We start from the raw sequence: 11,413 nt of genomic DNA on the forward strand, positions 1-11,413 counted from the left end.
ATCACCGACATGTCTCGATCCCGTCCTGGCGCCACCTTCGCCGTCCTGGCCCTCAGCGTCGCCTCCTTCGCCACCCTCCAGTCCCTCGTCGTCCCCGTCCTCCCCGTCATCCAGTCCGACCTCGGCACCACGACCGCCGGCGTCACCTGGACGATGACGGCGTGGCTGATCGCCGCCGCGGTCGCCACCCCGCTCCTCGGCCGCGTCGGCGACATCGTCGGCAAGCGCCGGGTCTTCGTGCTCGCGCTGCTCGCCGTCGCGCTCGGCAGCGTGATCGCCGCCGTCTCGCCGACCATCGGCTGGCTGATCGCCGGCCGCGTCGTCCAGGGCATCGGCGGGGCGATGTTCCCGCTCGCCTTCGGCATCATCCGCGACGAGTTCCCTGCGCGGCGCCTCCCGTCGGCGATCGGCGCGATCGCCTCGATCATCGCCATCGGCAGCGGGCTCGGCACGGTCCTCGCCGGACCGCTCGCCGACGCGCTCAGCTGGCGCGGGCTCTTTCTCGTTCCGGTCGCGCTGACCGTGGCCGGTGCGGTGCTCACCCTCATCGTCGTCCCCGAGTCGCCCGAGCGCGCGACCGGCGGCGTCAACCCGTGGGCGGCCCTCCTGCTCTCCGGCTGGCTGATCGCGCTCCTGCTGCCGCTGAGCACCGGCGCGCAGTGGGGTTGGTCGTCGCCGCAGGTCGTCGGGCTCTTCGCCGCGGCCGCCGTGCTGCTCGCCGCGTGGATCGTGGTGGAGCTGCGCTCGAGCCACCCGCTGGTCGACATGCGCCTGATGCGCGAGCCGGGGGTGTGGAGCATGAACGCGGCCGCCGTCTTCATCGGCGCCTCCATGTTCGCGGTGTTCTCGTTCTTCCCGCGCTTCGTGCAGACGCCGGTCGAGACCGGGTACGGGCTCGGCGCCACCGTCGCCGGCTCCGGCATGCTCATGCTGCCGATGCTGGTCACCATGGCCGTGACCGGCTTCGTCAGCGGACCGCTGGCCCGCTGGATGGGCTTCCGGTCGCAGATCGTCGCCGCGGCGGCCCTCATGGCGGCGGCGAGCCTGTCGCTCGCGTTCCTGCACGGCTCGCTCGCGGCCGTGGCCATCGCCTCCGGCGTCTTCGGCCTCGGACTCGGTCTCATCTACGCGGCGATCACGAGCGTCGTGGTGCAGAGCGTGCCCGCCACGCAGACCGGCGTGGCGAGCGGGATGAACGCCAACCTCCGCACGGTCGGCTCGGCGATCGGCGCGGCCGTGATGACCGCGCTGGTGACCGGCACGATCGCCGGCGACGGCCTCCCCGCCGAGGCGGGTTACACCGAGGGCTTCGCGACCGCCGGCGTGCTCGCCGCGGGCGCGGGCCTGGTGACCGTGGCGGCCGCCGTGGTGCTCCGCGCCCGGCGCCGGCGCGAGGCGCAGGACGCCGAGCTCGCCGCGCTGGCCGGGCTGGCCCGGCTCGACGCCGACGCGCGGACCGCGCCGCTCGCTCCCGCGGAGCCTGCCGAGCTCCGCGCCGTGCCGGCCGACCTCGCCGAGGCCACCGCCCTGGCGGATGCCGCCGAGCTGACCGACGTGGCCGCGCAGCGTGCGGAGGCGGTCGCGGCGGAGGATGCGACGGCGCTCCGGGCGGCGGCAGCGACCCTCCGCGCCGAGGCGGCCGACATGGCCACGCTCGCCGCCGAGCGCGCCGAGGCCGAGGAGATGGCGCGCCTGGTCGCCGCCGTCGAGGCGGACCTCGCCCCGGCCCGCCCCACCCGGGCCGCCTGACCCCGCCACTCCCGACCCGGCCCCGACGCGAAACCGCCGAGTACGCAGAATCTCTGCGTACTCGGCGGTTTCTGCCGTACTTCGCGCGTACTCGGCGGTGGGGGGAGGGGAGGGCTAGGCGTGCGCGTTCAGGGTCGCGAAGGTCGCCGCGATCAGGTTGAACGTCATGTGCGTGACGATGCCCGGTCCGAGGCGGCCGAGCTTCGCGGCGTAGACGCCGTTGACGATGCCGAGGCACAGCGTCGTCAGGCCGAGGGTCACCATCGTGACCGGGCTGCCGATCCCCTCGCGCAGGTGGGCGGCGGCGAACAGCAGCGCGCTGAGCCCCACCGCCAGGATCGCGGCGGTGGCACGGCGGCCACGGGTCGGCTCGCCGGCTGCTCCGCGCAGGATGCTGTTGCGGATGCCGCGCAGCAGCAGCCCGCGGAAGATCAGCTCCTCGAAGAACGGCGCCACGATCGCCACCGCGATGAAGCCGTTGATCAGCAGCCACCAGCCGTCGTCGCCGGCGGCGACGTCGTTCGAGACCGGCTTGGCGCCGAACAGCCCCTCGACGAGGACCGTGAGCGGCGCGGTCACGACGAGCAGCGCCATCCCGCTGCCGATGCCGACCAGGATGTCGTACCAGCGGAAGCGGAGGCCGTAGTCGGCCACGAGCGAGCCGGTGCCGCGCGTCCGCGTGACGACGAGCACGGCCACGAGCACCGCGCCGTAGCCGATGACCCAGGCGAGCAGGTCGGCCCAGTCCGGGTCCAGGTGCGTGAGGGAGAGGATGCCGAGCAGGGCAGCGAAGATCGCGGCGACGGCCAGGATCGCCACGAGGCCCGCGGGCGCGCCCCAGCGCACCCGCGGGTCGGGGGCATAGGGCGCGGCCGCCGAGGCGGGCGCCGCGGCCGGAGCGGCAGGGGCCGGCGAGGTGGGCGAGCTCATGCGCGGCGGAAGAACGGCTTGGCCGACGACAGCCACTGCAGCACCACAGCCGCGACGACGGCGAGCAGCTCGAGGATCGCGAGCACGTTGCCGGTGATGATCGACACCAGCAGGCTGAGCACGATGATCGCGCCGAGCACGGTCAGCACGATGCGGGCCCAGTTGGCGCCGCGCAGCAGGAAGATGGCGAAGACGACGCGGATCGCGGCGCCGATGATCGCGCCCGCGACGGAACCGACCATCGCGCCGCCGGCCATGGGGCCGCTGAGCGACTGCGTCGCGGCGACGACGGACGGGAACGAGACCGCGAAACCGATCAGGCCGATCGCGGCGCTGGCGATCCAGAGCCAGAAGGCGGCGGTGACGACGGTGGGCCGGGCGGTGGTTGCGGAGATGGACACGTGGTTCCTCCAGTGGTCGGGACGGTGCGGCGGGTGGACAGAGCTGTCCACGCATTGCCTATCGGACGCCCGGCCCGCGGCGTCAGGCGATGGCGTGTCAGCCGTACCGCCGAGCCCGTGCTCACACCGCCCGGGCCGCCTCCTCGCTGCGCCACCGCGCGAGCAGCGCCCACGGGTCGGGATGCCCGTCGCGCAGAGCGGCGACGTGCGTCAGCAGCCGCTCGTCGGTCTCGAACCACTCGGTGCCGGGTATGCGGAGCGTCGCGAACGCGGCGTGCCGGCGCTGCTCGAGCGTGCGGTCGCCGCGCTCGAAGGCGAGCACCTCGTCGTGCGGAAGGGCCGAGAACCGCTGCGCGGGGTTGGCCGTCGTCCCGATCTTGATGCGGTCCCGGTAGCGCAGGTAGTAGACGACGTCGACGCGGGAGGCGGCAGGGCCGGGCGGGGGAGGCTCGCCGACCCTCCACTCGCAGACCGCGCAGAGCCACCCCGACGGATACCGCACGCCCAGCCGCGAGCCGCAGAACGCGCACGGCGACGGCAGCACGTCGGTCACGCCGTACGCGTCCTCGACCCACTCGTGCGCCTCCAGCAGATGGTTCAGGCACAGTGCGAGCGGCGCCCCGGGGTGCTGCGGGGCGTCGCAGAGGGCGCAGGCGCCCTGCGGTGCGGCTGATGACACGCAGCGAGGCTAGCGCGGGCCACGGACACCGGGCGCATGCTGCGAGCACGCAGTGTTGCGGCGTCGGCCACGGACAGTCGCCGAACGGGCACGCAACCGGCCCGCGGCCGTCGATCCATGCGTCGTAATGGAAAGCGGGAGGGGTGCCCCGATCCCTCCCACCTCCTCCCGTCCCGCCCCTCCCGACCGAGGACCCATGACCACGCTCGCCGAACCCGCACGCCCGCTCCCGCGCACCACCCGCGCGCGCCCCCGCCTCGACGCCGTCGGGCTGCGTGTGCTCATCGCCGCGGGTTACGTGCTGGCGGTCGTGATGTGGTCGCTCGAGCTGCCGGACGGCCCGGTGCCGCCGCCGTCCGAGCTCGCGCGCGCGGTCGGGGAGCTGACCGGTATCTCCGCCGGCTACCTCACCTGCCCACAGCTGCTGCTCGTGGCCCGCGTCCCCTGGTTCGAGCGTGCCGTCGGGCTCGACCGGCTCGTGGCGTGGCACCGGTGGCTGGGGACGGCCGTGCTGACCTTCGTCGGCATCCACGTCACCTGCAAGGTCGTCGGCACGATGTTCCTCGACGGCTCGGTGCCGTGGGATGCGTTCGTCACCGTGCTCACGTCGTTCCCCGACATGGTCACCGCCCTGATCGGCACCCTGCTCTTCCTCGCCATCGGCGTCAGCGCGGTGCGCCGGCTGCGTCGGCTGCTCTCGTACGAGGCGTGGTGGCTGCTGCACCTCACCTCCTACCTCGCCGTCTACCTGACCTTCCTGCACGAGCTCAGCGCGGGGACGCACTTCATCGCCAACGACTGGAACCGCGCCGCCTGGATCGCTCTGTACGTGGCGACGGCGGCCGCCCTCGTGATCTGGCGGTTCGTCGTGCCGACCCTGCGGGCCTGGCGGCACCGGCTGCGGGTCGTGGCGGTCGTGCCGGAGGGCGACGGCATCGTGTCGATCTGGTTCAGCGGGCCCCGCGCGCACCGGCTCGGGGTGGAGGCGGGCAACTTCCTGCTCGTGCGGTTCCTGGCCCGCGGGCACCTGCTGACGGCGCACCCCTACTCGGTGTCGCGGATGCCCGACGACGGCCTCCTGCGCATCACGGTCGGCGCCTCCGGCGACCACTCCAGCCGGGTGAAGGAGCTGACCAAGGGCACCTACGCCGTGGTCGAGGGCCCGTACGGCCGCTTCACCGCCGACCGGGTGAGCCGGCCGCGCGTCGTGCTGATCGCCGGGGGAGCGGGCATCGGCCCCCTGCGCGTGATCGCGGAGGAGCTCGTCCGTCGCGGGCTCGAACCGGTGCTGCTCTACCGGGCGCAGTCGAGCGGGCGGCTGGCCCTGCTCGGCGAGCTTCGGAGGCTGCCGGGGCTCACCGTCCTCCCCCTCGTCGGCCGCCGGTCCGACCTCGGCTGGGATCCGCTGTCACCGGCGATGCTGGCGTCGGTGCTGCCGCGACCGCACGAGTGGGAGGCGTTCCTCTGCGGGCCGGAGGGGATGATGCGTGCCGTCGAGGGCTCGCTCCTGGCGCTCGGGATGCCGCGCCGCTTCATCCACCGCGAGACGCTCAGCATGTCCTGACGCACGGCTCGTCCTGAGCATGATCAGAGCGCGCCCATAGGTGGCGCCGAGGTTGCCGCGCGATCCTGGCCTCCCGACGGGAGGCGGACATGACCACGGTCGAGACGGTGATGGGCATCCCGATGTCGATCGACGTGCGCGACGACCTGCCGCAGGCGCAGGTCGCCGAAGCGGTCGCGGCCGCCTTCGCGAGCCTCCATGCCGCGGACCGCCGGTTCAGCAGGCACCGGCCGGACAGCGAGCTGAGCGCCCTCGACCGCCGCGAGCTCGCGCCGGGCGACGGCAGCGCGGACGTGCGCGAGGTGCTGGCCATCGGCGAGCGGATGCGGGAGGCGACGGGAGGCGCGTTCGACGTGCGACTGCCCGGCGGCGGCTTCGACACAGACGGGGTGGTGAAGGGATGGGCGGCCGAGCGGGCGGCGCGCGTGCTGCGGGCCCACGGCCTCCGCACCTTCTGCCTCAATGCGGGCGGGGACGTCGTCGTCGGTGCCGCCCCCGACGGCTCACCCGGGTGGAACGTCGGCGTGCGCTCGCCGCGGCATCCCGACCGCATGCTGGCCGTGCTCACCGTCGCGGAGGCGGCGGTCGCCACCTCGGGCGCCTACGAGCGCGGCGAGCACATCCGCGACGGCCGGACGGGCGCTCCCGCCCACGAGCTCGCCAGCGCCACCGTGTTCGCCGGCGACCTGACCACCGCGGACGTGCTGGCGACCGCCGTCTTCGCGCTGGGGGAGGCCGGCGTCGCCTGGGCCACCGGCCACGGCGCCCGCGGGGTGCTCGCGCTCACGGCCGACGGGAGGCTGCTCGCCGCCGGGGACCTGCCGCTGGCGCGCTGAGCTCAGCTCCGCCGCAGCTCGTCGATGGTCAGCGCCGCGTCGATCAGCCCCAGGTGCGACAGCGCCTGCGGGAAGTTGCCCCAGAACGACCCGTCGACATCGAACATCTCGGCGTACAGGCCGACGTCGTTCGCGCGGTCGCACAGGTCGTCCATGAGGGTGCTCGCCTCCTCCAGCTCTCCGACGCAGGCGAGCGCCGCCACCAGCCAGAACGAGCAGGCCGTGAACGGCCGCTCGCCCTCGGCGCGCGCACCGGTGAAGCGGTGCAGCAGCGGTCCGTCCCCTCCGCCCAGCTCGCGCCGCAGCGCCGTGATCGTGGAGCGCATGCGCTCGCCGCGGTCGAAGCCGCTCGGCGCGTGGAGCAGCACCGAGGTGTCGAGGTCCTCGGCGCCGGCGACCATCGTGTAACTGCCGAGGCGATCCGACCAGCAGCGCTCGTCCACCCACGCGTGGATGACCTCCGCCTCCCGCCTCCAGCGTGCCGGGTTGCCGTCGATCTGACCGAGCTCCACCAGCTCGAGCGCCGCCTGCAGCGCCTGCCAGCAGCCCATCTTGGAGGAGGTGTGGTGGCGCAGCTCGGTCAGCTCCCACATCCCCGAGTCGGGCATCCTCCACACGTCGCACACCCGGTCGGCGACGTCGCAGAGCAGCCGCCGGGTGGGGATGTCGAGCACGTTCCCCTCGCGCGCGTAGGCGACCGCCACGCTGAGCAGGTCGCCGAAGACGCCGAGCTGCAGCTGGTCGGCCGCCCGGTTGCCGGTGACGACCGGCCCGATGCCCTGGTAGCCGGGCGCCTCCCGCACCACCGGTTCGGCCCGGGAGGCGTCGTGCAGCCCGTAGAGCACGCGCAACTGCGAGACGTCGCCCTTCACCGCCCGCAGCAGCCAGGAGATGGAGGCGTGGGTCTCCTCCCGCAGCCCGAAGCGCGAGAGCGCGCGCAGGGCGTAGGCGGTGTCGCGGACCCAGGCGTAGCGGTAGTCCCAGTTCTTGCTGCCGGAACCGGTCTCGGGGAGGGAGGTGGTCGCCGCCGCCGCGATGGCCCCGGTCGGCGCGAACAGCAGCAGCTTCAGTGCGAGCGCGGACCGGTGCACTTGCTCCGGCCACGGCCCCTCGTACGAGAAGGTGCGCGACCAGTGCTCCCAGTTGCCGATCGTGCGGTCGATCCCGATGTCGACGTTGCCTGCGTCGGGGATGTGGAGCGGCCCGTCCTGGGTGGCGACGACGGTGAGCGTGCGGCGGCTGCCTTCGCCGATCCGGATGCGGCCGCCGAACCGCGGGGCGTCGTCCTCCCCGCCGTCGCCGCCGACCGCGTCGTCGAGCCCCGCGATGGCGAGTGTGACGGCGTCGGCCCGCAGCACGCGCACGCCGTCGATGCGCTCGGCCCAGGGCGCCGCCGTGCCGAGCATCGTGCCGGGCTCGACCGCCCACTCCATCACGACCGTCCCGCTGACACCCTCGATGCGGCGGGCGAGCTCGAGCCAGGGGAGGCGGCCGGCCACGCCGGTGACGAGCGCGTCGGTCACCCGCACCACGCCCTTCTCGGTCGTGAACGTCGTCTCGAGCACATTGGTGCCGGGCAGGTAGCGGCGCTCGGTCTCGAACGCGGTGACGGGCCGCAGCACGATGCGCCCGCCCAGCTCGGCGTCGACCAGCGCGGCGAAGACCGGGAGCGAGTCGAGGTCGGGGACCGGCATCCAGTCGACGGTGCCCTCCGTGTCGATGAGGGCGACCGTCCGGCCGTCGCCGAGGGCCGCGTGCTCCTCGATGCGTGCGCTGTCCATCAGCGGCCACGCAACCAGGGCGGCCCGGCGCGATCAACCCCCTGGATCCGGTGGCCGAGTCGTGAGTCATGGCGGGTTCGCACGCCGAGAAGCGAGCAGATGTCGCGACTCGGCGGGGAACCGTGGGCGGTGGCTCAGCGCGGCGGGCGGCAGCGGATGGCGTGGAGGTCGCCGGTCACGGTGAGCGGGCCGTCCGCGTGGGCGGTCAGCACGGTCATTCCGCGGTGCAGCGGGAGACCGGGGGAGGCGGAGGCCGCGCCGGCATCGAGCATCCCCTCGCCGTCGACCACGACCAGCACCGAGAAGCCCGGCTCGAGCTCCTGCGCGCCGCCGCGCACGCGGTCCGCCCGGAAGAACGCGTCCGCGGCGGCCGGGAACAGCGAGTCGCCTTCGCCCCCTCCGCGCAACGCGTCGAGCGCGTCGAGGTCGGTCACGCCGCGGTTCAGCGCACCGGCGGCCGTCGCCAGGTCGAGACCGAGCAGCGCCTCCCGCTCACCGAGGGCCCGCCGCTCGAGCAGCAGGGACAGGTCGGTCGGCTGCTGCAGCTCGACCAGCGTCACGCCCGGCCCGATGGCGTGCATCAGCCCGGCGGGGACGAGGAGGGTGTCGCCGGCGGCGAGCGGGACGCGGTTCATCGCGTCGAGCATGGCCTCCGCATCCTGGGTCTCCCACCAGCGCTGCAGCTCGGCGAGCGGCACCTCGCGACGGAAGCCGAGCGTCGCGTACGCGTCCGGCGCGGCGTCGATGATCGCCCAGGCCTCCGTCTTGCCGTGCGGGCTCGCCAGGTGCCGCGCGGCGAACGCATCGTCGGGGTGGAGGTGCACGAACAGCCGCTCGGCGGTGTCGAGCAGCTTGACCAGCAGCATGGTGTCGGAGCCGTACCGGCGCACGTGCTCCTCACCCAGCCACGCGACCGGATCGTCGGCCACAGCGTCACGCAGCGTACGACCGTCGGGCAGCACCGTGAGCCCGGCGCCGCCGCCGAACAGCTCGGTCGTGGAGCCGACGAAGTCCTCCGGCGTGGCCGGCCCGGGCTGCGGCACCCCGCGGAAGCGTGCGATGCCGGCGCCTCCCCGGTACGGCCGGTCAGCGGGCTGGTTGGGCCCGAGCGGGAGGGGCGTCGTCATCGGCATGGACAGCAGGCTAGTTCACGCCCGCTCACCGTCCCACCACCGCAGCACGCGCAGCGCCCGCCAGGTGACCCAGCGGCTGGGCCACCCCTCCCGCTCGTCGAAGTCGAGCAGCGTCGGACCCTCGTGCACGTTCTCGAGAGCCCAGCGGCCGTCGGCGTCGGCCTTCGACCGCAGCAGCTCGACGGCGTCGGCCAGCCGCGGGTCGCGGAGGTCGCGCTCCCGGAAATGGTCGAGCCCGCGGAGCACGTCGTGGAACCAGCGCACCGGGTACGAGAGCATCGTCATCCGCGGGTCGGCGACGGCGCCGGTCGAGCGGCGGCGGAAGACGCTCCGCTCCAGGAGGTACTCCTCACCCGTCCGCAGCGCCTCCCGGTGCTCGTCGGTCGCGCGTCCGGTGCGGTCCCAGGCGGCCAGCCCCTCCACCGAGCAGATCGTCGAGTGGAAGGACGAGACGCGGGCGCCGTACTCGGCGTAGCAGTTCCAGGCGCCGTCGGGGAGCCGGGTGGAGGCGAGCGTGTCGGCGATGCGCGTGCCGTCCTCCCCGAGGTACGCCGTGACGACGAGCGCGACGCCGTTGATGCAGGGCTCGACCTCGCCGTCGAAGTAGGGCTCGTCGTCGTGCTCCCAGCGCACGTTCTCGCGGACGCGTGCGACGGCTTCACGCACCTCCGGAGCCTCCGCATCGATGCCGAAGTCGACCAGCTGCTGCAGCGAGAAGTGCGTCGCCGTCCAGGCGTCGAAGAACGGCCGATCCTCTTGCGCCCAGCCCGGCCGGTACGTACCGCCGTCCCAGCGCCCGTCGGCGTCCTGCAGGGCGAGCAGCTGCGCTCCCCAGCCCTCGGTCGCGACGCGGGCCCGCTCGGCGGCGACCGTCGCGGCGTCCGCATCCGTGAGGTCGCGGAGCACCTGCCAGCGCAGCGCCGGATCGGAATCGAGGAGCCACACGACGACATCCATGCGGGTCAGCGTAGCGAGGGTCGGAGGCCGCCCGCGGTATCCTCCCGATCACGATCCGCGTACGGGATGAGGAGTCCGTCATGACCACACCGCCGCCCGGCCCCGCCCTTCCTCCCGACGCCGCGGCACCCGGCTTCGCCGTCTCGTCCGACGGCCGCCCGCATCACCACCACCATCACGGCTGGTGGTGGAAGACGCTGCTCGCGGGCGCGGCGCTGTGGGTGTTGACGATCGTCGTCACCGCCTTCACCGGCAACACGAACCTGGTGCCGACGCTCATCCTCCTCGGCAGCTTCCTGGTGCCGTTCTGCGTCGTCCTGTTCGTCATCGAGCGGGTGACGGGCTCGATCAGCACGCTTCAGCTCGTGCTGGCCTTCTTCGTCGGGGGCATCTTCGGCGTGCTCGGCGCGTCGCTGCTGGAGGCGGACCTCCACGAGAGCTTCTGGGTCTACGGCCTCGTCGGGCTGATCGAGGAGTTCGTGAAGGGCCTGCTCCTCGTCATCGTCGGCTGGCGCGTCGTGCCCAAGACGGCGGCGCAGGGAGCGCTCCTCGGCGCCACCATCGGTGCGGGCTTCGCCGCGTTCGAGTCGGCGGGGTACGCCTTCAACGCGGCCATCACCTCCCAGGGCATCGATCTGGGCTCGCTGCTGCAGACGGAGGTGCTGCGCGCGGTACTCGCGCCGGTCGGGCACGTACTGTGGACGGCCGTGCTCGGCGCGGTGCTGTTCGGTGTCGCGACCGGCCGCGAGCGGTTCCGCTGGTCGCCGTGGATCCTGCTCACATTCGTCGGCGTCGCGCTGCTGCACGCGGCCTGGGACTCGTCGTCCGACATCGCCTCCGTGCTCGCCCTGCTGTTCAACGGCCAGGCGCTGGTGCAGCTGCAGAACGGCTTCCTGGAGCCGGGCACGGCCGACGCGGTCCGCGCCCTCTCGACCCTCTTCTACGTCGTGGGCCTGCTCGTCATCTCCGCGGCGGGGCTGCTCACGCTGTGGCTGGTGCTGCGGCACTACCGCCGGGCGGAGCGCATGGTGCGGCCTTGACCCCGGAAGGGAGCAGGGATGGACGCCGACGACACGGGAACGGGCATGGTCGCCTTCCGCGCGCACGAGCGGGGCGGCCCGAGCAACTGGTGGTGGAGCGGGCGCCGCGTCCGCAGCCGGGGCCGGGGAGCTGCTGGTCGCGGTGGAGGCCGCGGCCATCACCGCTCCTGAGCTCACCTGGCCGGAGACCTGGGAGTCGAACGGCGTCGACCGCACGCCCGTGATCCCGTCGCACGAGTTCTATGTCGCCGCCGGCGTGCCGGGGCGGCGGCACGGGAAGATCCTGCTCCTGCCCGGCGGCGCGGCGACGTGATCGTCCGCCGTCGAGGAATCGGGCAGAAAA

Annotated in this window: 12 protein-coding genes; 6 read left to right on the top strand and 6 right to left on the bottom strand. The window is 73.7% G+C overall.

Features of this window, described 5'->3' with window-relative positions:
* Window positions 1–9: 9 nt before the first annotated feature.
* Window positions 10–1,749, top strand: coding sequence for an MFS transporter (locus P5G50_RS06875; RefSeq protein ID WP_301230575.1), 1,740 nt, complete (start codon window positions 10–12; stop codon window positions 1,747–1,749).
* Window positions 1,750–1,863: 114 nt separating this feature from the next.
* On the opposite strand, the gene P5G50_RS06880 is transcribed toward P5G50_RS06875, so the two are convergent.
* The 3 genes from P5G50_RS06880 to P5G50_RS06890 form a co-directional block, all read right to left on the bottom strand.
* Entirely contained in the window at window positions 1,864–2,679 is an 816-nt protein-coding gene (locus P5G50_RS06880; RefSeq protein ID WP_301212618.1) for a CPBP family intramembrane glutamic endopeptidase, read from the bottom strand.
* Window positions 2,676–3,080, bottom strand: a complete 405-nt coding sequence (locus P5G50_RS06885) for a hypothetical protein (protein ID WP_301212619.1) — start codon at window positions 3,078–3,080, stop codon at window positions 2,676–2,678. The genes P5G50_RS06880 and P5G50_RS06885 overlap by 4 nt, the downstream gene beginning before the upstream one ends.
* Before the next feature lie 121 nt (window positions 3,081–3,201).
* Window positions 3,202–3,759, bottom strand: coding sequence for a GIY-YIG nuclease family protein (locus P5G50_RS06890; protein WP_301212620.1), 558 nt, complete (start codon window positions 3,757–3,759; stop codon window positions 3,202–3,204).
* Between the two features lie 196 nt (window positions 3,760–3,955).
* Between P5G50_RS06890 and P5G50_RS06895 the strand changes: the two genes are divergently transcribed.
* Both P5G50_RS06895 and P5G50_RS06900 read left to right on the top strand, forming a co-directional pair.
* Window positions 3,956–5,323 (top strand): ferredoxin reductase family protein, encoded by a 1,368-nt coding sequence (locus P5G50_RS06895; RefSeq protein WP_301212621.1) that lies wholly within the window; start codon window positions 3,956–3,958, stop codon window positions 5,321–5,323.
* Between the two features lie 89 nt (window positions 5,324–5,412).
* Window positions 5,413–6,159, top strand: a complete 747-nt coding sequence (locus P5G50_RS06900; protein ID WP_301212622.1) for an FAD:protein FMN transferase — start codon at window positions 5,413–5,415, stop codon at window positions 6,157–6,159.
* 2 nt (window positions 6,160–6,161) lie between these two features.
* On the opposite strand, the gene P5G50_RS06905 is transcribed toward P5G50_RS06900, so the two are convergent.
* The 3 genes from P5G50_RS06905 to P5G50_RS06915 all read right to left on the bottom strand — a co-directional run bounded on the left by P5G50_RS06905 (window position 6,162) and on the right by P5G50_RS06915 (window position 10,030).
* Entirely contained in the window at window positions 6,162–7,940 is a 1,779-nt protein-coding gene (locus tag P5G50_RS06905; protein ID WP_301212623.1) for a glycoside hydrolase family 15 protein, read from the bottom strand.
* Window positions 7,941–8,074: 134 nt separating this feature from the next.
* The gene (locus P5G50_RS06910; RefSeq protein WP_301212624.1) at window positions 8,075–9,073 is read right to left on the bottom strand and encodes a class I mannose-6-phosphate isomerase; all 999 of its coding nucleotides are present in this window, start codon (window positions 9,071–9,073) and stop codon (window positions 8,075–8,077) included.
* 15 nt (window positions 9,074–9,088) lie between these two features.
* The gene (locus tag P5G50_RS06915) at window positions 9,089–10,030 is read right to left on the bottom strand and encodes a class I SAM-dependent methyltransferase (protein WP_301212625.1); all 942 of its coding nucleotides are present in this window, start codon (window positions 10,028–10,030) and stop codon (window positions 9,089–9,091) included.
* A gap of 80 nt (window positions 10,031–10,110) precedes the next feature.
* Between P5G50_RS06915 and P5G50_RS06920 the strand changes: the two genes are divergently transcribed.
* From P5G50_RS06920 to P5G50_RS06930, 3 genes are read left to right on the top strand one after another with little or no spacing between them, the layout of a single operon-like run.
* The gene (locus P5G50_RS06920) at window positions 10,111–11,070 is read left to right on the top strand and encodes a PrsW family intramembrane metalloprotease (RefSeq protein ID WP_301212626.1); all 960 of its coding nucleotides are present in this window, start codon (window positions 10,111–10,113) and stop codon (window positions 11,068–11,070) included.
* 18 nt (window positions 11,071–11,088) lie between these two features.
* Complete coding sequence (locus tag P5G50_RS06925; RefSeq protein WP_301230577.1) at window positions 11,089–11,241, top strand: hypothetical protein; 153 nt, start codon at window positions 11,089–11,091, stop codon at window positions 11,239–11,241.
* Window positions 11,213–11,383, top strand: coding sequence for a hypothetical protein (locus P5G50_RS06930; RefSeq protein WP_301212627.1), 171 nt, complete (start codon window positions 11,213–11,215; stop codon window positions 11,381–11,383). Before P5G50_RS06925 ends, P5G50_RS06930 begins: the two co-directional genes overlap by 29 nt.
* The last annotated feature ends 30 nt before the right edge of the window (window positions 11,384–11,413 follow it).

This window comes from Leifsonia williamsii (genome assembly GCF_030433685.1).
Taxonomy (GTDB): Bacteria; Actinomycetota; Actinomycetes; order Actinomycetales; family Microbacteriaceae; genus Leifsonia; species Leifsonia williamsii.

Coding starts and splice junctions, on each gene's coding strand:
- P5G50_RS06920 (WP_301212626.1), top strand. CDS start 10,111: ATGACCACACCGCCGCCCGGCCCCGCCCTTCCTCCCGACGCCGCGGCA.
- P5G50_RS06880 (WP_301212618.1), bottom strand. CDS start 2,679: ATGAGCTCGCCCACCTCGCCGGCCCCTGCCGCTCCGGCCGCGGCGCCC.
- P5G50_RS06910 (WP_301212624.1), bottom strand. CDS start 9,073: ATGCCGATGACGACGCCCCTCCCGCTCGGGCCCAACCAGCCCGCTGAC.
- P5G50_RS06895 (WP_301212621.1), top strand. CDS start 3,956: ATGACCACGCTCGCCGAACCCGCACGCCCGCTCCCGCGCACCACCCGC.
- P5G50_RS06905 (WP_301212623.1), bottom strand. CDS start 7,940: ATGGACAGCGCACGCATCGAGGAGCACGCGGCCCTCGGCGACGGCCGG.
- P5G50_RS06900 (WP_301212622.1), top strand. CDS start 5,413: ATGACCACGGTCGAGACGGTGATGGGCATCCCGATGTCGATCGACGTG.
- P5G50_RS06875 (WP_301230575.1), top strand. CDS start 10: ATGTCTCGATCCCGTCCTGGCGCCACCTTCGCCGTCCTGGCCCTCAGC.
- P5G50_RS06915 (WP_301212625.1), bottom strand. CDS start 10,030: ATGGATGTCGTCGTGTGGCTCCTCGATTCCGATCCGGCGCTGCGCTGG.
- P5G50_RS06925 (WP_301230577.1), top strand. CDS start 11,089: ATGGACGCCGACGACACGGGAACGGGCATGGTCGCCTTCCGCGCGCAC.